This window comes from Streptomyces sp. NPDC030296 (assembly GCF_055572815.1).
Map to the genome: position 1 here is coordinate 97,962 of NZ_JBVICQ010000005.1, position 20,520 is coordinate 118,481.

Sequence of the window (20,520 nt, forward strand, 5' to 3'; positions counted from 1 at the left end):
TGTGAGGTAGGCAACCCTGCGTAATCGGCCCGGAATCGGGTGGGAAACCTCGCGCCCCCGTTCGCCCGCGCGGATCAGTCGCGCAGGCCGCTGAAGCGTCCCTGGTGGTAGAGCAGCGGCCGCCCCGCCCCGGAAGGGTCGCCGAGGACGACCTCGGCGAGGACGATCCGGTGGTCGCCCGCCGGGACGCGGGCCACCACCCGGCACACCAGCCAGGCGAGTACGTCGTCGAGGACGGGAACCCCTTCCGGGCCGCTACGCCATTCGGTGGGCGCTCCGAACCGGTCGGCGCCGCTGCGGGCGAAGGTGGCGGCCAGCTCCTGCTGGTGCTCGCCGAGTATGTGCACGCCCACGTACTCCGCCTCGGCGATCGCGGGCCAGCTGGAGGCGCCGGTGCCGATACCGAAGGAGAGCAGCGGGGGCTCGGCGGAGACCGAGGTGAGGGAGGTGGCGGTGAAGCCGACCGGGCCCGTGAGGCCCTGGGCGGTGATCACGGCGACTCCGGCGGCGTGCCGCCGGAACACGGAGCGCAGGAGGTCGGGGGAGGCGAGCCGGGGGGAACCGAGGCCGGAGGTGGCCGTCATGGGTGATGTCCTTCGGGTGGGGTCGACGAGCGGGGTCCGTGGCTGCTCAACAGCCCGGACAGCGCGAACTCGCCGTGCGGACCAGGTCCACATGGACACGCTCGAAGAGGAGGAGTTCCCGGGGCATGCCGTCAGATTGACGATACGTGACGCGTACAGTCAAGCGCGTCCCGTCATCCGGGAGGCAGGTCACGGGCCACTCCCCTCACACGGCTTCGCCGAGCGCGGCGATCACATCCGCCTTGCGCGGCTGCCCGGCGGCACGCCGTACGATTCGGCCGTCCGCGTCGAGGACGAACACGGTCGGGGTCTTCAGGATGTCGAGCCGGCGGACCAGGTCGAGGTGTTGCTCGGCGTCGATCTCCACATGGACGACGCCCGGGACCATCGCGGTGACCTCGGCGAGCACCCTACGGGTGGCCCGGCAGGGCGCGCAGAAGGCGCTGGAGAACTGGACGAGCGTGGCCCGTTCGCCGAGCGCCTCCCCCAACTCGGCGGCGTCGAGCCGCTTCCCGCCGTCCCGCACACGCACTCCGACTCTCCCGCTCCGCCGCCGTTGCAGCACTCCGTAGGCGCTCGCCGCGGCAAGCACCAGAACGCACACCACCAGTCCGGTCACAGGGTGCTTCAGCGTTCATGAGACTGCAAAGATTCCCGGCCCCCCGAAGAGATTGGCCTGCGGAATGCTTGACGCATGGACATCGATGTGAGGGGACCGCGCTTCGGTGCGGCCGTGACGGCGGTCGTGCTGGCCGCCGCGCTGATCAGTGGCAGCGCCTGGCCGCTGGCCTGGCAGACGTTCGCCTTCGCGCTGGGCGCGGTGGGCGGGGTGGGTCGTTCGCCGTACGGCTGGGTCTTCCGCAAAGTGGTGCGGCCGCGGCTCGGGCCGCCGACGGAGTTCGAGTCGCCCCGGCCGCCGCGGTTCGCCCAGACCGTAGGGCTGGTGTTCGCGCTGGTGGGGCTGGCCGGTTTCACACTGGGCCCCGAGTGGCTGGGGCTCGCGGCGACGGGGGCGGCGCTCGCGGCGGCCTTCCTCAACGCGGTGTTCGGGTACTGCCTGGGCTGCGAGATGTATCTGCTCGTCCGCCGGGTGACGGTACGCGCCGGATGAGGACAGGAGAAGGTCCGGGAGGGGCCGAGTGGGCCGACGTGACGAGAATCTCGCACTTCACCGGCACCAGGGCTGGCTACTCGTGCGTTCTTGGGGCACGATCTGCGACATGCCGTAAACCTACGGCTGCGTAACTTTTCCGCCGGGAGCCCCTTCCCTGGCAGAGAGAAGGGTCCACTCCGTCCATGGCAGAGCTTGTCTACCGTCCCGCGATCGGTCTCGCCCTCACCCTGTTCAAGGCCTGGGACCTGAAGATCGACTGCAAGGGGTCGGAGAACATCCCGCGCTCGGGCGGCGCCGTACTGGTGAGCAATCACATCAGCTATCTGGACTTCATCTTCGACGGCCTGGCCGCGCTGCCGCAGAAGCGGCTGGTGCGCTTCATGGCCAAGGAGTCGGTGTTCCGGCACAAGATCTCCGGCCCGCTGATGCGCAACATGCGGCACATCCCGGTGGACCGTACGCAGGGCGAGGCGGCCTACGCGCACGCGCTGGACTCGCTGCGTTCCGGGGAGATCGTCGGGGTGTTCCCCGAGGCCACGATCTCGCAGTCGTTCACCCTCAAGAGCTTCAAGTCGGGTGCCGCCCGGCTGGCTCAGGAGGCCGGTGTCCCGCTGATCCCGATGGCGGTGTGGGGCACGCAGCGACTGTGGACCAAGGGTCACCCGCGCAACTTCAAGCGCAGCCACACCCCGATCACCATCCGGGTCGGCGAGGCCATAGAGGCCTCCAAGGACAAGTACGCCGGTGCGATCACCCGGCAACTGCGCGAGCGTGTCCAGGAGTTGCTGGAGGCCGCGCAGCGCGCCTACCCGGTGCGCCCCAAGGGTCCGGACGACACCTGGTGGATGCCGGCCCACCTCGGCGGCACGGCCCCGACCCCGGAGCAGGTCCGCGAGGCCGAGGCCCGCTGACCCCCCGGCCTACAGCGCCGCGGGGAGCGTCTCCCAGAGCCGCGTCCGGTCGGGCGCGGCTCTGAGCGCTGCTACGACGGCGGGGTGGGGCGCGGTATGGAGGACCGGGTAGTCGCACTCCCCTGCCGCCGGGTCGGGGGCCCATGCCAGTCGCTCCCCGGCGAGGGAGAAGCGGGCGTCCACGCCCGGTTTGTTGCCGCGCGGGTCCTGCCGGTGCCAGCCCCCGTCGAGGCGCACGGCGACCAGACCGTGCACGGCGTGTCCGCCGCCGCCGTCGTGCGCCAGCCGCTGGTAGCACAGGGCCGTCGGGATGTCCTCGGCCCGCAGCAGGGCGGTCAGCGCGTGCGCCTTGGCGTAGCAGATCCCGGTGCCCCGCTCCAGGACGTCGGAGGCGCGCCAGGTGACGCGCGGGTCACCGGCGTCCGCCGAGTGCGGGATGGCGTCGCGGACGAACTCGAAGGCCACGCGCGCATACTCATACGAGTCGGCTGATAGACGGGCCAGCCGCGCGGCGGTCTCCCGCACCACCGGGTGGTGGTGGTCGATGACGTCGTCGGCGGCCAAGTAGGCGGACAGGTCAGGGTTTTCCTGGATCAGCTCCATGCCCGCAGAGCATAGGAATACGGCCACCCAAGGGTCAATGCATTTTCGGGTGACCGTATATCTATGCAGCCTCAGTCTCGTCAGTGAAGGCGCCGCTCAGCGGGCCATCTCCTCCTTCAGCGCCGCCACGAACCGGTCGACGTCGTCCTCGGTCGTGTCGAAGGAGCACATCCAGCGGACGACGCCCGCGGCCTCGTCCCAGAAGTAGAAGCGGAAGCGCTTCTGCAGACGCTCGCTCACGTCGTGCGGCAGCCGGGCGAAGACCCCGTTGGCCTGGACCGGATACAGCACCTCCACGCCGTGGACCGCGCGGACGCCCTCGGCGAGGCGCTGCGCCATCTCGTTGGAGTGGCGGGCGTTGCGCAGCCACAGGTCCTTGGCGAGCAGCGCCTCCAACTGCACGGAGACGAAACGCATCTTGGAGGCGAGCTGCATGGACAGCTTCCGCAGATGCTTCATCCGCCGGACGGCGTCCTGGTTGATGACGACGACGGCCTCGCCGAACATCGCACCGTTCTTGGTGCCGCCCAGGGAGAGGATGTCCACGCCGACGGCGTCGGTGAAGGTGCGCATCGGCACGTCCAGCGAGGCGGCCGCGTTGGCTATCCGGGAGCCGTCCAGGTGCACCTTCATGCCGTGCGCGTGGGCGTGCTCGCAGATCGCGCGGATCTCGTCGGGCGTGTACAGCGTGCCCAGTTCCGTGCTCTGGGTGATCGACACGACCTGCGGCATCGCCCGGTGCTCGTCCTCCCAGCCGTACGCCTGCCGGTCGATCAGCTCGGGGGTGAGCTTGCCGTCCGGGGTGGGCACGGTGAGCAGCTTCAGGCCGCCCATGCGCTCGGGGGCGCCGCCCTCGTCGACGTTGATGTGGGCGCTCTCGGCACAGATCACCGCGCCCCAGCGGTCGGTGACCGCCTGGAGCGCGACGACGTTGGCGCCGGTGCCGTTGAAGACCGGGAACGCCTCGGCGGTGGCGCCGAAGTGGCTGCGGATGATCCGCTGGAGGTTCTCGGTGTAGTCGTCCTCGCCGTACGCGACCTGGTGCCCGCCGTTGGCCAGGGCCAGGGCGGCGAGCACCTCGGGGTGGACCCCCGCGTAGTTGTCGCTGGCGAAGCCGCGGACCTCCGGGTCGTGATGGCGTCGTGCGTCGGTCCTGGGGGGATTCACGGCTTCTCGGTGAGCCACAGACGGTTCCCGTTCACTTCGGCGGCGGGCTTCTCCCAGACGTCGACGATGGCCTCGGCCAGCTCCTTGACGTCGGTGAACCCCGCGAACTTCGCGTTGGGGCGGTCAGCGCGCATCGCGTCGTGCACCAATGCCTTGACCACCAGGATGGCAGCCGCGGACGTCGGCCCCTCGGGGCCCCCGGCCTTGCGGAAGTAGTCCGCCATGGCCAGCGTCCACGCCTCGGCGGCGGCCTTGGCGGAGGCGTAGGCGGCGTTGCCCGCGGTGGGCTTGCTCGCGCCGGCCGCGCTGATCAGGAGGTACCGGCCGCGGTCGCTGCGCTGGAGCGCCTCGTGGAAGGCGAGGGAGGTGTGCTGCACGGTGCGGATGAGCAGCATCTCCAGGAAGTCCCAGTCGTCGAGGCTGGTCCGGGTGAAGGTCTCGCTGCCGCGCCAGCCGCCGACGAGGTGGACGAGGCCGTCGACCCGGCCGAAGTCCTTCTCGACGCGCAGCGCCCAGTCGCGGGTCGACTTGAGGTCCAGCAGATCGACCGTGTCGCCGACGACGGTGGCGCCGCCGTGCGCGTAGCGGGCCGCGTCCACCGCCTCCGAGAGGCGCTCCGGGTCGTTGTCGGAGCCGACGACGATCGCGCCGGCCTCGGCGAGCCGCGCCAGCGCCGCCCGGCCCGCGGGCCCGCCCGCGCCCGCCACCGCGATCACCGCGCCGCTGAGTGCTCCGTTGCCGTTCCCCATGGTCTTCGCCTCCTGAGCAGCCACTGTGACCTCTGCGGATCGGGCGCTCACGCGGCGGCCCGCTCGGCGTTCGCCGCGGTGATGCCCTTGGTGGAGGCGATCACGTTCTTGAGCTTCTTGGCGAGCGCCTCATAGAACATGCTGAGCGGAAACTCGTCCGGAAGCACGTCGTCGACGAGCTTGCGCGGCGGCTGCGTCAGGTCCAGGGCGTCGGGACCCTTGGCCCAGCGGGAGCCGGGGTGGGGTGCGAGGTAGGTGGAGACGAGCTCGTAGCCGGCGAACCAGTGGACGAGCTTCGGGCGGTCGATGCCGTCGCGGTAGAGCTTCTCGATCTCGGCGCACAGCTCGTTGGTGACCTGCGGGGCGCGCTGCCAGTCGATGAACAGCTTGTTGTCGGTCCAGCGGACGACGTCGTGCTTGTGCAGGTAGGCGAAGAGGAGCTGGCCGCCGAGGCCGTCGTAGTTGCGCACGCGCTCACCGGTGACCGGGAAGCGGAACATCCGGTCGAACAGCACGGCGTACTGCACGTCACGGGCCTGCGGCACCCCGTCGGACTCCAGCTTCACGGCCTCCTTGAAGGCGGTGAGGTCGCAGCGCAGCTCCTCGAGGCCGTACATCCAGAACGGCTGGCGCTGCTTGATCATGAAGGGGTCGAAGGGCAGGTCGCCATGGCTGTGCGTGCGGTCGTGGACCATGTCCCACAGGACGAAGGCCTCCTCGCAGCGCTTCTGGTCGTGGACCATCGCGGCGATGTCCTCGGGGAGCTCCAGGCCGAGGATGTCGACGGCGGCGTCGGTCACCCGGCGGAAGCGGGCAGCCTCGCGGTCGCAGAAGATGCCACCCCAGGAGAATCGTTCCGGCGCCTCGCGGACGGCGATCGTCTCGGGGAAGAGGACGGCGGAGTTGGTGTCGTAGCCGGCCGTGAAGTCCTCGAACTTGATGCCGCAGAACAGCGGGTTGTCGTAGCGGGTGCGCTCCAGTTCGGCCAGCCACTCGGGCCAGACCATGCGCAGTACGACCGCTTCGAGGTTGCGGTCGGGGTTGCCGTTCTGCGTGTACATCGGGAAGACGACCAGGTGCTGGAGGCCGTCCCGGCGGTCGGCGGCCGGCTGGAAGGCCAGCAGCGAGTCGAGGAAGTCCGGCACCTCGAAGCCGCCCTCGGCCCACCGGCGCAGGTCCTTGACGAGCGCCTGGTGGTACGCCGCGTCGTGCGGCAGCAGCGCGGAGAGCTCCTCCACGGCGCCGACGACATCGCGTACGGCCTGATCGGCGTCGGCGGCGCCGGGCGCACCCTCGGCGTCGAAGTCGATCGAGCCGTCCTTGGACTGCCATGGCCGGATCCGCTCCACGGCATCCTTGAGCACGGGCCAGGCCGGGTGCTCCACCACCCTACCGACCGGAGGAACAGCGCCCTCCGTACCCACCTGCACAAGAATTTCCGTCATGACCCATCCTCCACGGGAGAACCTTTCGTACGGACACCGTATGTAGGGAAGCTCGTCTCCCGCAAGGTCGATCACCTGACCAAGCCGGAAATTCTCCCGCCACCCTCAGTACCTAACCGCTGAATCTCCTGCCACACGCGTCCCAGGTCACAGTTTGTGCGAGGCCGCCGGCCGGAGGGGTCGTCGGGGTCAACGCGCGCCGGACTCGCCCACTCAGGGATGACCCGGTTCGCGCGGACACGCGAGGAAACGGTCCTGAATCTCCGACGTGACACGGCCTGAGATGGCTCGAAAGGGCTTGTGCACGTACGGATGCATCGCGGGGCCGGACGACTACGCTGCGGCCCAGCCGCGTGCCGCCCCCTCCCGGTCACGCGGCCCGAGCCGCCGTCGACGGAAGCGAGTCCACCTTGAACTTCCTCACCATCGGTCACCGCGGAGTCATGGGTGTCGAACCGGAGAACACCCTGCGTTCCTTCGTCGCCGCCGATCGCGCGGGCCTCGACGTCATCGAACTCGATCTGCATCTGAGCAAGGACGGCGCACTCGTCGTCATGCACGACGCGGATGTGGACCGGACGACCGACGGCACCGGCCCCATCGCCGACAAGACCCTCGCCGAGCTGCGCGCCCTCGACGCGGGACGCGGCGAGCGGATCCCCACCTTCGAGGAGGTGCTCGACGCCGTCCGGGCGCCCCTGCAGGCCGAGATCAAGGACACGGCGGCGGCCCGCGCCCTCGCCGAGGTCATGCACCGGCGCGACCTGGTGGGACGGGTCGAGGTGCTTTCCTTCCACGACGAGGCGGTCGCCGAGATCGCCCGGCTCGTCCCCGGCGTGCGCACCGCGCTGGTCGCCAGCCGGTACGGCCTGGACGTCGTGGACCGGGCGGTGGCGGTGGGCGCCTCCACCCTCGTCCTGAACATCCGGCGGCTCACCCTGGAGGTCGTCGAGCACGCCCGCAAGGCGAATCTGCGCATCATCGGCTGGGTGGTCAACACCCAGGACCATCTGCGGCTGGTCCGCGCGCTGCAGCTGGACGGCGCGACCACGGACTACCCGGACATCAAACGCACCGGTCGCTTCACGGCGTGACCGGCTGCCCCAGCTCCTTCACCAGCAGCTCGAAGCGCAGGTCGTCCCGGAGCGGGATGCCGAAGCGCTCGTCGCCGTACGGGAACGGGCTCATGCGTCCCGTACGGCGGTAGCCGCGCCGCTCGTACCAGGCGATGAGGTCGTCCCGCACGGAGATCACGGTCATGTGCATCTCCCCGGCGGCCCAGGTCTCGACCGCGATCCGCTCGGCCTCGGCGATGATCGCCTTGCCGAGGCCGGCGCCCTGGAGCGCCGGGCTCACCGCGAACATCCCGAAGTAGGCGTGGTCGCCGCGGTGTTCGAGCTGGCAGCAGGCGACGACCGTGCCGTCCCGCTCCACGGTGAGCAGCCGGCTGTCGGGCGACTTGATGACGTCCAGTACGCCCTGCGGGTCGGTGCGCCGCCCGTCGAGGATGTCCGCCTCCGTGGTCCAGCCGGCCCGGCTGGAGTCCCCCCGGTACGCCGACTCGATCAACGCGACGAGCACGTCCACGTCGGCGTCGGTGGCATCACGGAAGGTCAGGCCGGGGGCGGTGTCCATGGGCGCTCCTGACGGATCTGGCTGTGGCGCGGGCACGCTGAAGGGTAGTCCTCGGCCCACTAGGCTCCGACGGCATGGTCCATGTACTGAGCAGCCGTACCCTTCTGCGCCCCACCGACCCGGAGCGCTCCCGTGTCTTCTACGGCGAGAAGCTGGGGCTTCCCGTGTACCGCGAGTTCGGTACGGGTGACCACCGGGGTGTCGTGTACTTCCTCGGCGGCGGTTTCCTGGAGGTCGCCGGGCGCTGCGACACCCCGCCCTCGCCCGCGCTGAAGCTGTGGCTCCAGGTGGCGGACGTGACGGCGGCGCACGAGGAGCTGGTGGCGGCCGGGGTGGAGGTGCGGCGGCCGCCGGTGAAGGAGCCGTGGGGGCTGATCGAGATGTGGATCGCCGACCCGGACGGTACGGAGATCGTGCTGGTGGAGATCCCCGCGGACCATCCGCTGCGGTACCGGCCCGGCATCTGAGCCGGGCCGCCGCGTGCCGCAAGCGACGCCCTCCGCGCGCCCGCCGGACGCCGGCCCGTTGGCCGCCCCGTGGCCCCGCCCCCGTTCTCGCCGGCAGCTCCACCGGGGCGCCGGTGTCCCCGGTGGCCGGGGGCCGGGGTGCGGGCATAGCGTGCTGGTGGGGGCCGTCCCTTCCACGAGGAGCGCCATGAAGCTCGACAGGCCGGTGACCGGCGGGCCCTGCTGGACCGAGCTGGGGACCAGCGATCTGGAGGCGGCCAAACGGTTCTACACCGAGCTGTTCGGATGGCGCCCGGAGACCGACCCGCGCCAGGAGGCCGGCGGGTACACGGTGGCGCACCTGGGCGACGCCGCCGTCGCCGCCCTCGCGCCGCTGTACCAGGAATCGCAGCCGGTGGCGTGGAACGTGTCGTTCGCGGTGGCCGACGCGGACGCCGCGGTCGAGTCGGTGCGGGCGGCCGGCGGATCGATCGTCCTCGGGCCCATGGACGTCTTCGACATCGGGCGGTTCGCGGTGGCGTTCGACCCGGGCGGCGCGGCATTCCAGCTCTGGGAGGCCCGCACCTTCCCCGGTGCCGGTCTGTTCAACGCGCCCGGCGCCCTCGGCTGGGTGGAGCTGCTGACCCGCGCGCCGGAGGGGGCCGAGACCTTCTACACCACCGTGTTCGGGTGGACCGTGCACGCCTCCGAGCACTACACGCAGTGGGGCATCACCGGCGACGACTTCGGCGGCATGATCACCATGGACGAGAAGTTCCCGCACGAGGTGCCCTCGCACTGGCTGCCCTATTTCGCCGTCGAGGACGTCGACGACAGCGCCCGGATCGCCGTCGACGCCGGGGGCACCGTCCTCATGGAGCCGACCACCGTGCAGGACGGCCCGCGCATCGCCGTGCTGCGCGACCCCCAGGGCGCCATGTTCGGCGTCCACCTGGCGGACGAGGAGCGCTGAGCCCCCGACGCCGTCGGCCGTGCCCGCGCCGGGGCCTCAGCTGCGCGGCAGGCCCAGCCGGCCCTCCAGCTGGATCAGCAACTCCCCCAGCAGACCGGCCAGTTCACGGCGGTCGTCGGTGCCGACGCCGGACAGCACATGCGTCTCGTAGGCCAGTTGCTCCGGCAGGACGCTGTCCACGAGGTCACGGCCGGAGTCCGTGAGCCGGACATGGGCGACGCGCCGGTCCCGGGCGTCGCCGCGCCGCTCCACCAGCCCGCGCTCGCTGAGCAGCTTGACGCGTTTGGTGACGGCCGCGCCGGAGGCGAACGTCTCGCGGGCGATCTCACTGGGCGTCAGTTCGTGGCCGGTTCGGCGCAGGGTGCCGAGGACGTCGAACTCGGGGCGGGTGAGCCCGGCGCGGCGCAGCGGCGCGTCCTCCGCCTGCTGGAGGAGGGCGGCGCAGCGGTTCACCCGGCCGATGATCTCCATGGGGCCGGTGTCGAGACCGGGATGCACGGTCTGCCACTGACGCACCACCTTGGCGACCGTGTCCCCGAGAGCCGCGCCGCTCCCCGCCGCCGTCCGCCCGTTGCCTGCCGTCATGCCGGTGCGCCCTCCGAAGCGTGGAATCCGTGCTGTCGTGCCGTCGCCGTGAGCGTACGGCGTCCGGCCCGCCGGACGCGGTCACCCGCTCCGACGGCGGGGCGACGCACCCCTGCTCAGCCGCAGCCCGCGCGTCGATGCACCCCGCGCGCTCCCCCGGATACTCCCGTGCGCTCGTCTGCGCGCCACCGGGCAGGGGCATGCCCTGACCGACTGGTCGACCTCACGGTCATCACTGTTCGACGCCTCGAGCGTGGAGGTGCAGGGTGCACGGACCGGCTTCGCCCGGCTGGCTGCTGGTCGCGCTGTGCGCGCTGACCGGCGGGTACTGCCTGCTGCGGATGCGCAGCGCCGTCGAGGAGCAGCGCCGGGCGGCGGGCGGTGAGGCGCTCATGGGGTTCGGCATGGCCGCGATGGCCGTACCCACCGCGGCGGCCGCGCCCCCGCGCTGGGCCTGGCTGGCCTACGCCGTCGTGTTCGGTGCCGCCGCGCTGCGGGCGCTGTGGGCGGCCCGCACGAGCCCGCACCATCTGCACCATCTGGTGGGTGCCGTCGCCATGGTCTACATGGCGGTGGTGATGGCGGCCGCCCCCGGCGGCCACGGCGGCAGCGGGTCGCCGTTGCTGACCGGGACGCTCCTGCTGTACTTCGCCGGCTATGTGCTGTGGGCGGGCGTACGGCTGATGCCGGTGGCCGTCTCCGGGAGCGGGCGCGGGGCAGGGGGCGGGACCGGGCGCGTGGCGGGGGCCGGGACCGGCTGGGGCGACCGGCCCGAGGTGGCGCGGGCCTGCCGGCTGTCGATGGGCATCGGGATGTTCGCCATGCTGCTCACCGTGTGATCGACAGCGTGGTCTGCGTCACTTGGGCCGCCCGGCCCATGTCGTCGCGCCCCGTCCCGCTCATAGGCTTCGCCCATGATGGTCCCCGCGGCGTTGTTGCTGCTCGGCGCCCTGACCGCCGTCCTCGCTCCGCGACTGCTGGCCCGGGCGGACTGGCCGGACCGTGAGCCGGTGGTCGCGCTGTGGGTGTGGCAGTGCGTCGTGGCGGCCGTCCTGCTGTGCTGCGCGCTGTCGATGGCGCTGAGCGCGGCGGCCGCCTGGACGGCGGTGGGCGGGCCGTTGTTCGCGCCGGCGCCGCACGGCGTGGTCGAGGCGTACGCGCTGGGCACCGGTGGTGCGTGGGCGGCGGTCACCGCGGTCGCGCTCGCGTGCGGCGGGGTGTGGACCGGGGCGATGCTGGTCGGCGAGGTCGCGCTGGCCCGGCGGCAACGACGGCAGCGGGAGGCGGAGATCCTGCGCCGGGCGCCGCTGTTGCCCGGCGAGGAGCCGGGGGCGGACCGGCTCGTGGTGGTGGAGGGCGAGCGGCCGGACGCCTGGTGGCTGCCCGGCTCGGCGCCCCGACTGGTCATCACCACCGCCGCGTTGCGCCGGCTGAGGGGGCGGCAGGTGGACGCGGTGGTCGCACACGAGCAGGGGCACGCGCGGGCCCGGCACGACTGGCTGCTGCACTGCTCGGCGGCGCTGGCGGGCGGTTTCCCGAAGGTGCCGGTGTTCGCCGCGTTCCGCGACGAGATGCACCGCCTGGTCGAACTCGCCGCCGACGACACCGCCTCCCGCCGCCACGGACGCCTGACGACCGCCCTCGCGCTCGTCGGGCTCAACGAGGACCGGGGCGTGTTCGGGCCGTGCTCGGCCCCCGAGGACCATGTGCCGCGGCGCGTCCACCGGCTGCTCGCTCCCCCGGACCGGCTCACACCCGTGCGCCGGCTGAGGCTGACCGCGTGCGCGGCCCTGCTGCCCGCACTGCCGGTTCTGGTGGCTTTCGTGCCGGGGTTGCGGGCACTCGGTCAACCGTGACCCGGCAAAGAACCGACAAAGGGAAACCCAAGAACAACGTGCGAGGCACGGCTCGTGCTCCGGTCGCGGCGCGTGACAGTGATCTCACGCCCCGGCGTTGGCACGGCGCCCCACGGGTCGGCGAGGATCGCTGCATGCACACCCCCACCGTCGACGCGCCGCCCCACCGGCCGCCGCACACCCGCACCGTCCGCGTCGCCGCGGCCCTCGCGGCGCCCACCGTCCTGCTGCTCGTCCTGGTCGCGCTCTCCTGGGCGCCGCTGATGTCCCTGGACCAGGGCATCGCGGACGCCACCCACAGATGGGCCGTCGCCGAGTCCGGGATCACCCACACCTTCCGCGTCCTGACGGACTGGGTGTGGGACCCGGTGACGATGCGCCTCGTGTGCGCGGCCGCCGCGGTCTGGCTGGTGTGGCGGCACCGGGAGTGGTGGCTCGCGATCTGGCTGGCCGTCACCTGTGCGGTGGGCACGGCGGTCCAGCAGGGCCTGAAGGCAGCCGTCGGCCGGGAGCGGCCCGCGTGGCCCGACCCCGTGGACTCCGCCCACTACGCCGCCTTCCCGTCGGGCCATGCCATGACGGCCACCGTGGTGTGCGGTCTGCTGCTGTGGCTCCTCCATCTGTACGGCGCGGGGCGCGTCGTCACACGGGTCGCGCTGGCGGTGTCCGTGGTGTCGGTCCTCGGGGTGGGTGTGACCAGGATCTGGCTGGGCGTGCACTGGGCGTCGGACGTGGTGGGCGGCTGGCTGCTGGGCGCGCTGACCGTGGCACTGGCCGTACTGACGTACGAGAAGTGGGGTGCGCCGAGGCGCACTTGACCGGGTCGGGGCCACCGCGAAGGATCGCCGCCATGACGATCAAAGGCGTGCTGTTCGACTTCTCCGGGACCCTCTTCCGTATCGAGTCCGGCGAGTCCTGGCTGCGGGCGGTGCTCGCGGACACCGGTGTCCACCTGCCCGAGCCGGAGGTGGTGCGGGCCGCCGAGGCGCTGGAGCGGGCCGGCGCGCTGCCCGGCGGGCCCGCCCCCGTGGAGCCGCCTACCGGCGAGCTGGGTGAGCTGTGGACGGTCCGGGACCGGAGCGCAGAGCAGCACCGGGCGGCCTACACGGGGCTGTCGCGGCGGGTGTCCCTGCCCGACCCCGCGCTCCACGACGCGCTGTACGACCGCCATATGACGCCGTCCGCGTGGCGCCCGTACCCGGACGCCGCCGAGGTGCTCGCCGGCCTGCGGGGGCGAGGGGTGGCCGTCGGCGTGGTGAGCAACATCGGCTGGGATCTGCGACCGGTGTTCCGCGCGCACGGTCTCGACCCGTACGTGGGCACGTATGTGCTGTCGTACGAGCACGGTGTCCAGAAGCCGGATCCGCGGCTGTTCACGCTCGCCTGCGAGGCGCTCGGCGTCGACGCGCGGGACACGCTGATGGTCGGTGACGACCGGCGGGCCGACGGCGGCGCGGCGGCCCTGGGCTGCGCGGTGCACTTCGTGGACCATCTGCCCGCGGACAGCCGACCGGACGGACTGCGCCCGGTGCTGGGGCTGGTGGACTGAGACACCGTCCGCTCACGGGGTCCGTCGGGCGGGTCACGGCGTCCGGGTCGCCCTCGCCGGCGACCCGTCGTCCGTCCCGGACCGTCCCCCGTGCGGCCCGGGACGGACAGCGGCCGGGAAGGACACACAGGGTCGCCGCCCGGGAGCGCTGAGTATAGTTGGCTGGCAGCCAGCCAACGCAGGAGTTACAGGATGTCCCCGCGCAGCGCCTCGGTCAACGAAGAGTTGCGTCGGCGTTCCCGGGAGCGACTGCTGCAGGCCGCCGTCGAGTTGGTGGACGAGCGGGGCTACGAGGCCACGACGCTCGGGGACATCGCGGACCGCGCGGGATCGGCACGGGGCCTGGTGTCGTACTACTTCCCCGGCAAGCGCCAGTTGGTCCAGTCGGCGGTGCACCGGTTGATGCACCGGACGCTGGAGGAGGCGCTGGAGGGCGAGCCGCGCAGCGACGACGGGCGGGAGCGGATGGCGCGGGCGGTCGACGCGATCCTGCGGCTGGCCGTGGAGCGGCCCGTGCTGATGCGTCAGCACATGGCGGGGCTGCTCCAGGCCCCGGAGGGATTCGTGCAGTGCGCCGAGCAGCGGCGGCTGGGCGAGCTGCTGCGGGACACGGTGACCCGGCACGGCTCCGCGGACCCGGAGGCCGACTACCCGCTGCTGCGAGCCCTGTTGATGGGTGCCGTGTACGCGCTGGTGCTGCCGAACGCGCCGCTGCCGGTCACCACCCTGCGCGCGGAGCTCTTTCGGCGCTACGGACTCGACTGGGAGTCGGGTGTCCCGCCGGCCCCCGAGGGGACCGGCGGGACGTACGACAGGGATCTGTCGCGTTTCTTCGCCACCTGACGGTGTCGGCCCGGCGTCCTACCAGCCGAAGTCGAAGTAGTCCGGCTGCGTCTGCACGTTCAGCTCACGCTGGTGGACCCAGCGGGCGGGGTTCGTGCGCCGGTCGTCGATCTTCAGGACGTCGAATCCCTTGACCATGTCGTTCGAGTAGATGTAGCCGTTGTAGTAGTACGCCGACCAGGCACCGCCGCCGACCAGTGTGTCCGTGGAGATGGGCCCGCGCTCGAAGTAGGCGATCTCCTTGGGGTTGGCGGAGTCGGTGAAGTCCCAGACGGACACACCACCCTGGTACCAGGCCTGGACCATGATGTCCTTGCCCAGGACCGGGATCAGCGAGCCGTTGTGGGCGACGCAGTTCTCGGTGTTCGCCTGGTGGCGGGGGATCTTGTAGTAGCTCTTGAAGACGAGCTTGCGGTGGTCGCCCCTGCCGACGATGTCGTAGATGCCGTCGGCGCCGCGGTTCGGGCCGATCGCCTCGTTGCAGGTGGCCGCGCCGCCGCCGCCCAACTCATCGGTGAAGACGACCTTGTTGGCCTTCTGGTTGAAGGTCGCCGAGTGCCAGAACGCGAAGTTCACGTTGTCCTGGACCTGGTCGATGATCTTCGGGTTCTCCGGGTCCTCGATGGAGAACAGGATGCCGTCACCCATGCACGCGCCGGCCGCGAGGTCCTTCGACGGCAGCACCGTGATGTCGTGGCAGCCGGTGGTCTTGGAGACGCCGGGGTTGGTGGGCCCACCCGGGTTGCCGCCGCCGTCCGGGCCCTCACCGGGGAAGAGGACGGGGAAGCCCACCACGGCCGCCTTCTCGGGCGCCCAGCGCGGCACCTTGATGACCGAGATGCCGTCGTGCGGCGGCTGGCAGTCGGGGAACGCCGCGTTCGGCGAGTACGACGAGACGTAGATGTAGACGTTCTTCCGCTTCGGCAGCAGCGTGTGGGTGTGCGAGCCGCAGGCGGTCTCGACGGCGGCGACGTACTTCGGGTTCGTCTTGTCGCTGATGTCGAAGATCTTCATGCCCTCCCACGAGGACTTCTCGCTCGCGGGCTGCGTGGTGCTGTTGCAGGAGCTGTCGCTGCGCGAGGAGTCCGTGGACAGGAAGAGCAGGTTCCCGGAGACGGAGATGTCGTTCTGGGAGCCCGGGCAGAGGACCTGGGCGACCGTCTTCGGGGCCCTGGGGTTGCTGATGTCGAAGATGCGGAAGCCGTCGTAGTTGCCGGCGAACGCGTACTTCCCCTGGAAGGCGAGGTCGGAGTTGGTGCCCGGCAGCGCCTCCTTCGGGATGTTGGTCAGGTGCTCGATGTTGGCGGAGTGGACGATCTCGTCCTTGCCGGGTATCTCACCGGCGGCGATCGCCTCGCGCGCCTCGGCCGCGTCGCTCTTGGAGACCTTCTCGCGCACGGTGGGCGCGTCCCCCGGGTCGGGAGTCGCCGCCGCCGGACCGGCCGTCAACAGCGCGGCCAGGAGTCCGGCCGCCGTGGCGGCCACCCCCAGCCGTCTGCGGCGCGTCCGAAGGTTGTTCAACAGGGTCACTGTGTCCTCCCTCGTAGCCGTTCGCAGTCGAACGGTTCAGGCACCTCCGAAGTATCGTCTTCAGCATGCACAGATCAACAGGCGGCCATGTATTTGTAACGAACAAATTTGATCTACGGCACCTGAATCCGTGTTAGGAACGATCGTCAACGCTCGCCACCGGTACGCCCGTTGCTCTGCCCAGGAGGTCACTGTGCTCGTTCGCCGCACATCCCGCGCGTCGCTGGTCACGGCCTCGTTGACGGCTGCTCTCCTCGCGCTCGCGGCCTGTGACTCGGGGTCGGACACCGAACCCGACAGCGCTTCCGCCCGGTCCGGCGGACCCGCGGTGATCGCGCCCGGAAAACCCGGTGAGGCGGCCCGTACCCTGTCCCCCGAGGAGGCGGAGAAGCGGCGCGCCGAGGACGACTCGCCGAATTCCGCGGACTTCGCCTACGCCCGCATGATGATCGTGCACCACGGCCAGGCCCTGGAGATGACCGAACTCGCGCCGAAGCGTGCGAAGTCGACCCAGGTGAAGCGGATCGCCGAGCGCATCTCGGCCGCCCAGAAGCCGGAGATCGAGGCCATGGAGGGCTGGCTGAAGGTCAACGACGGCGACAGCAAGAGCACGTCGCACGACCACGGGGAGATGCCCGGCATGGCGACCGAGGCGCAGCTGAAGAAGCTCGGCACGCTCGACGGGGCGGAGTTCGACCGCCTCTTCCTGAAACTGATGATCACTCACCACGAGGGGGCGATCACGATGGCCACGGACGTCAAGGCCCAGGGCAACAACATCCTGATCGAGGAGATGGCCGACGACGTGATCGCGCAGCAGACGACCGAGATCAGCAGGATGCGCGACCTCGTGGCCTAGAAACCGCCCGCCGCGGCCCTCGCCACGAAGGGCTCAGCGTCGGGCGTGGCGGGGGGTCAGGAGGCCGGCGTCACGGGCGCCGGCGATCAGCCGGAGCGACTTGCGGCGGCTGTGCCCGGTCGCGCACATCACCGCGAGCACCGGGTCGTGGCCCTCCCGCTGCGCGGTGCGGTACTCCTCCGCCACCAGCCGCCGCCCTTCCGCGCCCCGCGGCCAGGCGGGCCTGGCCCGGCGGGCGGCCGCGTGCCGGGCGCCCGGCACGCTGTCCTCGACCGGGTCGGGCAGCACGGCGCCGCACGCCTCGAAGAGCGGGCCCTCGATCCAGTCGGCCAGCTCCGCCAGGTCGTCCAGGGACAGCGGCGGCTGGGCCCGGACGTCCTCCAGGGACAGCCGCCCCCCGGCCACCACGGCGAGGAGCTCGACCCGGGCCCCGTCCGGGAAGCTCAGCCGGGCGTTGAACCAGACGGTGGCTCCCCCGCCTTCCTGCACCTCCCACGCGGGCCACACCGCGACGGCCCCGTCCCGCCCATGCCGATCAGAAAGGTTGAGAAAGGAAGCTTCGAGCACACACGCAACGTAAGGGAGTGATCACAATCGTTCGGCGCAGCCACGCCGAGCGCCCCCTCCCCCGGCGGCCCCCGGGGTGCGATCCTGGAGGCACCAGCGATCTCCTCGCGTAAGGAGTCCGCCGTGCTGCATGTCGCCGTCGTGGGTTCGGGGCCGAGCGGGTGCTACACCGCCCAGAGCCTCGTCCAGCGGGATCCCGGGGTCCTGGTCGACGTCCTCGACCGCCTGCCCTGCCCCTACGGACTGGTCCGCTACGGGGTGGCGCCGGACCACGAGAAGATCAAGTCGCTCCAGAACAACCTGCGCAGCGTGCTGGAGGACGAGCGGGTGCGCTTCCTCGGCGGGGTGCAGGTGGGGCCCAGGGGTGTGCCGGTGGCGCGGCTGCGGGAGCTGTACCACGCGGTGGTGTACTGCGTGGGCGCCGCCACCGACCGCCGGCTCGGCATCCCGGGCGAGGATCTGCGGGGCAGTTGGTCGGCGACCGAGTTCGTGTCCTGGTACAGCGCGCACCCGGACGCCGTGGCCGACGGTTTCGTCCTCGGTGCCCGTACCGCGGTGGTCATCGGCGTCGGGAACGTCGCCGTGGACGTGACCCGCATGCTGGCACGCGGCGCGGCCGAGCTGAGCCCGACCGACATGCCGCAGTCCGCCCTCGCCTCGCTCGCCTCCAGCCAGGTGTCCCGCATCCACATGGTGGGCCGCCGCGGTCCCTCCGCGGCGCGCTTCACCACCAAGGAGCTGCGCGAGCTGGGCACCCTCCCGGACACCCAGGTCACCGTCAACCCGGTGGAGCTGGAGATGGACCCGGACTACGTCGACCCCTCGGCCCTGCCCGCCGCGCAGCGCCGGAACATCGAGGTCCTGCGCGGCTGGGCCACCGCGCCGGCGCCGAGCGGCCGGCACCGCATCCGGCTGCGGTTCTTCCTGCGCCCGGTCGAGCTCCTCGCCGACGGGGACCGCGTCCGCGGCGTCCGGCTGGAGCGCACACGGCCGGACGGCCGGGGCGGCCTCGTCGGCACCGGCCGGTACGAGGAGATCGAGGCCCAGCTGGTGCTCCGCTCGGTCGGCTACCGCGGCGTGGCGCTCGACGGGCTCCCCTTCGATCCTCAGCGGGGCACGGTCCCGCATGTCGCGGGCAGGGTCGTCCGGGAGGGCGTGGCCACACCTGGCGAGTACGTGGCCGGGTGGATCAAGCGGGGCCCGACCGGAGTCATCGGCACCAACCGCCCCTGCGCCAAGGAGACGGTGACCTCGCTGCTGGAGGACGCCCCCGCGCTCCTGCGCCGACCGGTCCCGGCGGACCCGCTGGCGGCCCTGCGGGCGGAGGGCGTCCGCCCCGTGGAGTGGTCGGGCTGGCAGGCGATCGAACGGGCGGAGGCGGAACTGGGCGCTTCCCTGGGCCGCGGCGTGGTGAAACTCCCGGACTGGGAGTCGCTGTTGACGGCCGCACAGGGCGGGGCGCGGGACTAGGGCGGGCGCACCGCCCTTCTGGCCGCTCGCCCCGGAGGCCGGTTCAGCCGTCGCCGAGGTCCCGGACCCGGGCCGCCTGCCGGGCGGCGGCGTCCAGGAGGGCGTCGAGAAGCCCCGGGAAGAGGCCGTCCAGGTCGTCCCGGCGCAGTCCGTTCATCTTGGCGGTGCCCCGGTAGACCTGTCGGATCACCCCGCTCTCGCGGAGCACCCGGAAGTGGTGGGTGGTCGTGGACTTGGTGACCGGCAGGTCGAAGTACGAACAGGAGAGCTCGTCGCCGTCGGCGGCGAGCTCTCGCACGATACGCAGCCGCATGGGGTCGGAGAGCGCGTGCAGCACGGACTCCAGCCGGATCTCCGCGCGCTCCGGGTGCGGGAGATCGCGACTGCTGACGGCGGGCGTGGTCACGGCGGCTCCCTTGCGTCGGGCCTTGGGGAATTCATTGTACGAGAACCGTCGTAGTTTGACATCCGCCGTACTACGATGGCTATCGTACGAGGCATCGAGTCGTACCCCACCCGTGTCGGCATCCCTGACGATCGGAGTCCGCCGTGAGCGCGCTGTTCGAGCCCTACCGCCTGCGTGAACTGACCATCCCCAACCGGGTGTGGATGCCCCCCATGTGCCAGTACTCGGCCGCGCCGGAGGGACCCGGGACGGGCGCCCCGGGCGACTGGCACTTCGCGCACTACGCGGCGCGCGCCACCGGCGGGACGGGCCTGATCATCGTCGAGGCGACCTCCGTGGCCCCCGAGGGCCGGATCTCCCCGTACGACCTCGGCCTCTGGAACGACACGCAGATGGAGGCGTTCCGCCGGATCACCGGGTTCCTGCGGGCGCAGGGGACGGTGCCCGCGGTGCAGCTGGCGCACGCCGGGCGCAAGGCGTCCACCGACCGGCCCTGGCGGGGCGGCGCCCCGGTCGGCGCGGACGCGTACGGCTGGCAGCCGGTGGCGCCCAGCGCGGTGCCGTTCGACGAGGTGCACCCGGTGCCGGACGAGCTGACGGTCGAGCAGATCCGGGCCGTCGTCGGGCAGTTCGCGGAGGCGGCCCGGCGTGCGCTCGCGGCCGGTTTCGAGATCGTCGAGATCCATGGCGCCCACGGCTACCTGATCAACGAGTTCCTGTCCCCGCACTCCAACCGCCGTACCGACGCCTACGGCGGCTCGTACGAGAACCGGATCCGCTTCGCGCTGGAGGTGGTGGACGCCGTGCGGGAGGTGTGGCCGCAGGACAAGCCGCTGTTCTTCCGGGTCTCCGCGACCGAGTGGCTGGAGGAGGGCGGCTGGACTGCGGACGACACCGTCCGGCTCGCGGCCGAACTGAAGGCCCACGGCGTGGACCTCCTCGATGTCTCCACCGGCGGCAACGCCTCCGGTGTCCGCATCCCCGTCGGCCCCGGCTACCAGGTGCCGTTCGCCGCCCGCGTCCGGGACGAGGCGGGGCTGCCCGTCGCGGCGGTGGGTCTGATCACCGAGGCCGAGCAGGCCGAGAAGATCCTCGCCAACGGAGAGGCCGACGCCGTGCTGCTGGGCCGTGAACTGCTGCGCAACCCCTCCTGGGCCCGGCAGGCCGCCCGGGAGCTGGGGGGCGAGGTGCACGTGCCCGAGCAGTACCACCGGTCGGTCTAGGGCCC

General features: G+C 71.7%; 24 protein-coding genes. 13 read left to right on the top strand and 11 right to left on the bottom strand.

All coding sequences use genetic code 11. The annotated features are described in order from the left end of the window. Nucleotides 1-74: 74 nt before the first annotated feature. Together ACZ4Z3_RS15875 and ACZ4Z3_RS15880 are read right to left on the bottom strand one after the other, a co-directional pair. The gene (locus ACZ4Z3_RS15875; protein ID WP_468501537.1) at nt 75-584 is read right to left on the bottom strand and encodes a flavin reductase family protein; all 510 of its coding nucleotides are present in this window, start codon (nt 582-584) and stop codon (nt 75-77) included. A 205-nt stretch (nt 585-789) separates the two neighbouring features. Further along, on the bottom strand, nt 790-1,203 hold the full coding sequence (locus tag ACZ4Z3_RS15880; RefSeq protein WP_468501538.1) for a TlpA family protein disulfide reductase: 414 nt from the start codon (nt 1,201-1,203) through the stop codon (nt 790-792). A gap of 75 nt (nt 1,204-1,278) precedes the next feature. On the opposite strand from ACZ4Z3_RS15880, the gene ACZ4Z3_RS15885 reads away from it, so the two are divergent. Next, on the top strand, nt 1,279-1,695 hold the full coding sequence (locus ACZ4Z3_RS15885; RefSeq protein ID WP_468501539.1) for a DUF4395 domain-containing protein: 417 nt from the start codon (nt 1,279-1,281) through the stop codon (nt 1,693-1,695). A 185-nt stretch (nt 1,696-1,880) separates the two neighbouring features. Continuing rightward, complete coding sequence (locus tag ACZ4Z3_RS15890; RefSeq protein ID WP_055541347.1) at nt 1,881-2,609, top strand: lysophospholipid acyltransferase family protein; 729 nt, start codon at nt 1,881-1,883, stop codon at nt 2,607-2,609. A gap of 9 nt (nt 2,610-2,618) precedes the next feature. Here the strand turns inward: ACZ4Z3_RS15890 and ACZ4Z3_RS15895 are convergent, their stop codons facing one another. The 4 genes from ACZ4Z3_RS15895 to ACZ4Z3_RS15910 form a co-directional block, all read right to left on the bottom strand. Then, nucleotides 2,619-3,212 (bottom strand): transglutaminase-like domain-containing protein, encoded by a 594-nt coding sequence (locus ACZ4Z3_RS15895; RefSeq protein WP_468501540.1) that lies wholly within the window; start codon nt 3,210-3,212, stop codon nt 2,619-2,621. 96 nt (nt 3,213-3,308) lie between these two features. Further along, on the bottom strand, nt 3,309-4,379 hold the full coding sequence (locus tag ACZ4Z3_RS15900) for a threonine aldolase family protein (RefSeq protein ID WP_468501541.1): 1,071 nt from the start codon (nt 4,377-4,379) through the stop codon (nt 3,309-3,311). Then, entirely contained in the window at nt 4,376-5,128 is a 753-nt protein-coding gene (locus ACZ4Z3_RS15905; RefSeq protein WP_468501542.1) for an SDR family NAD(P)-dependent oxidoreductase, read from the bottom strand. Before ACZ4Z3_RS15905 ends, ACZ4Z3_RS15900 begins: the two co-directional genes overlap by 4 nt. 47 nt (nt 5,129-5,175) lie before the next feature. Then, entirely contained in the window at nt 5,176-6,573 is a 1,398-nt protein-coding gene (locus ACZ4Z3_RS15910; protein WP_468501543.1) for a DUF6421 family protein, read from the bottom strand. A gap of 410 nt (nt 6,574-6,983) precedes the next feature. Here ACZ4Z3_RS15910 and ACZ4Z3_RS15915 point away from each other — a divergent pair, with 410 nt between their 5' ends. Further along, complete coding sequence (locus ACZ4Z3_RS15915) at nt 6,984-7,667, top strand: glycerophosphodiester phosphodiesterase (RefSeq protein ID WP_123544799.1); 684 nt, start codon at nt 6,984-6,986, stop codon at nt 7,665-7,667. Here the strand turns inward: ACZ4Z3_RS15915 and ACZ4Z3_RS15920 are convergent. After that, nucleotides 7,657-8,208: a GNAT family N-acetyltransferase gene (locus ACZ4Z3_RS15920; RefSeq protein WP_468501544.1), complete on the bottom strand. Its 552-nt coding sequence runs from the start codon at nt 8,206-8,208 to the stop codon at nt 7,657-7,659. The genes ACZ4Z3_RS15915 and ACZ4Z3_RS15920 overlap by 11 nt on opposite strands. Before the next feature lie 74 nt (nt 8,209-8,282). Between ACZ4Z3_RS15920 and ACZ4Z3_RS15925 the strand changes: the two genes are divergently transcribed. Next, the gene (locus ACZ4Z3_RS15925) at nt 8,283-8,675 is read left to right on the top strand and encodes a VOC family protein (RefSeq protein ID WP_055541605.1); all 393 of its coding nucleotides are present in this window, start codon (nt 8,283-8,285) and stop codon (nt 8,673-8,675) included. A gap of 187 nt (nt 8,676-8,862) precedes the next feature. Beyond that, entirely contained in the window at nt 8,863-9,627 is a 765-nt protein-coding gene (locus ACZ4Z3_RS15930) for a VOC family protein (protein ID WP_468501545.1), read from the top strand. Between the two features lie 36 nt (nt 9,628-9,663). On the opposite strand, the gene ACZ4Z3_RS15935 is transcribed toward ACZ4Z3_RS15930, so the two are convergent. Further along, complete coding sequence (locus tag ACZ4Z3_RS15935; RefSeq protein WP_468501546.1) at nt 9,664-10,212, bottom strand: MarR family winged helix-turn-helix transcriptional regulator; 549 nt, start codon at nt 10,210-10,212, stop codon at nt 9,664-9,666. 266 nt (nt 10,213-10,478) lie between these two features. On the opposite strand from ACZ4Z3_RS15935, the gene ACZ4Z3_RS15940 reads away from it, so the two are divergent. From ACZ4Z3_RS15940 to ACZ4Z3_RS15960, 5 genes are all read left to right on the top strand, one after another. Continuing rightward, nucleotides 10,479-11,051, top strand: coding sequence for a DUF5134 domain-containing protein (locus tag ACZ4Z3_RS15940; RefSeq protein WP_468501547.1), 573 nt, complete (start codon nt 10,479-10,481; stop codon nt 11,049-11,051). 75 nt (nt 11,052-11,126) lie between these two features. Continuing rightward, nucleotides 11,127-12,068 (top strand): M56 family metallopeptidase, encoded by a 942-nt coding sequence (locus tag ACZ4Z3_RS15945; RefSeq protein ID WP_468501548.1) that lies wholly within the window; start codon nt 11,127-11,129, stop codon nt 12,066-12,068. 134 nt (nt 12,069-12,202) lie between these two features. Beyond that, nucleotides 12,203-12,886, top strand: a complete 684-nt coding sequence (locus ACZ4Z3_RS15950) for a phosphatase PAP2 family protein (RefSeq protein WP_468501549.1) — start codon at nt 12,203-12,205, stop codon at nt 12,884-12,886. Between the two features lie 32 nt (nt 12,887-12,918). After that, entirely contained in the window at nt 12,919-13,617 is a 699-nt protein-coding gene (locus ACZ4Z3_RS15955) for an HAD family hydrolase (protein ID WP_468501550.1), read from the top strand. 192 nt (nt 13,618-13,809) lie between these two features. Further along, nucleotides 13,810-14,460 (top strand): TetR/AcrR family transcriptional regulator, encoded by a 651-nt coding sequence (locus tag ACZ4Z3_RS15960; protein WP_468501551.1) that lies wholly within the window; start codon nt 13,810-13,812, stop codon nt 14,458-14,460. Nucleotides 14,461-14,478: 18 nt separating this feature from the next. On the opposite strand, the gene ACZ4Z3_RS15965 is transcribed toward ACZ4Z3_RS15960, so the two are convergent. Continuing rightward, on the bottom strand, nt 14,479-15,990 hold the full coding sequence (locus tag ACZ4Z3_RS15965; RefSeq protein WP_468501552.1) for an LVIVD repeat-containing protein: 1,512 nt from the start codon (nt 15,988-15,990) through the stop codon (nt 14,479-14,481). A gap of 193 nt (nt 15,991-16,183) precedes the next feature. On the opposite strand from ACZ4Z3_RS15965, the gene ACZ4Z3_RS15970 reads away from it, so the two are divergent. Beyond that, nucleotides 16,184-16,849, top strand: coding sequence for a DUF305 domain-containing protein (locus ACZ4Z3_RS15970; RefSeq protein ID WP_468501553.1), 666 nt, complete (start codon nt 16,184-16,186; stop codon nt 16,847-16,849). A 33-nt stretch (nt 16,850-16,882) separates the two neighbouring features. On the opposite strand, the gene ACZ4Z3_RS15975 is transcribed toward ACZ4Z3_RS15970, so the two are convergent. Then, nucleotides 16,883-17,416: a DUF6214 family protein gene (locus ACZ4Z3_RS15975; protein ID WP_468501554.1), complete on the bottom strand. Its 534-nt coding sequence runs from the start codon at nt 17,414-17,416 to the stop codon at nt 16,883-16,885. Between the two features lie 123 nt (nt 17,417-17,539). On the opposite strand from ACZ4Z3_RS15975, the gene ACZ4Z3_RS15980 reads away from it, so the two are divergent. Continuing rightward, nucleotides 17,540-18,886 carry an FAD-dependent oxidoreductase gene (locus ACZ4Z3_RS15980; RefSeq protein WP_468501555.1) on the top strand — a complete coding sequence of 449 codons (1,347 nt, stop codon included), beginning with the start codon at nt 17,540-17,542 and terminating at the stop codon, nt 18,884-18,886. A 43-nt stretch (nt 18,887-18,929) separates the two neighbouring features. Here the strand turns inward: ACZ4Z3_RS15980 and ACZ4Z3_RS15985 are convergent, their stop codons facing one another. Further along, on the bottom strand, nt 18,930-19,292 hold the full coding sequence (locus ACZ4Z3_RS15985) for an ArsR/SmtB family transcription factor (protein WP_468501556.1): 363 nt from the start codon (nt 19,290-19,292) through the stop codon (nt 18,930-18,932). Between the two features lie 143 nt (nt 19,293-19,435). On the opposite strand from ACZ4Z3_RS15985, the gene ACZ4Z3_RS15990 reads away from it, so the two are divergent. Further along, entirely contained in the window at nt 19,436-20,515 is a 1,080-nt protein-coding gene (locus tag ACZ4Z3_RS15990; RefSeq protein WP_468501557.1) for an NADH:flavin oxidoreductase/NADH oxidase, read from the top strand. Nucleotides 20,516-20,520 lie beyond the last annotated feature (5 nt).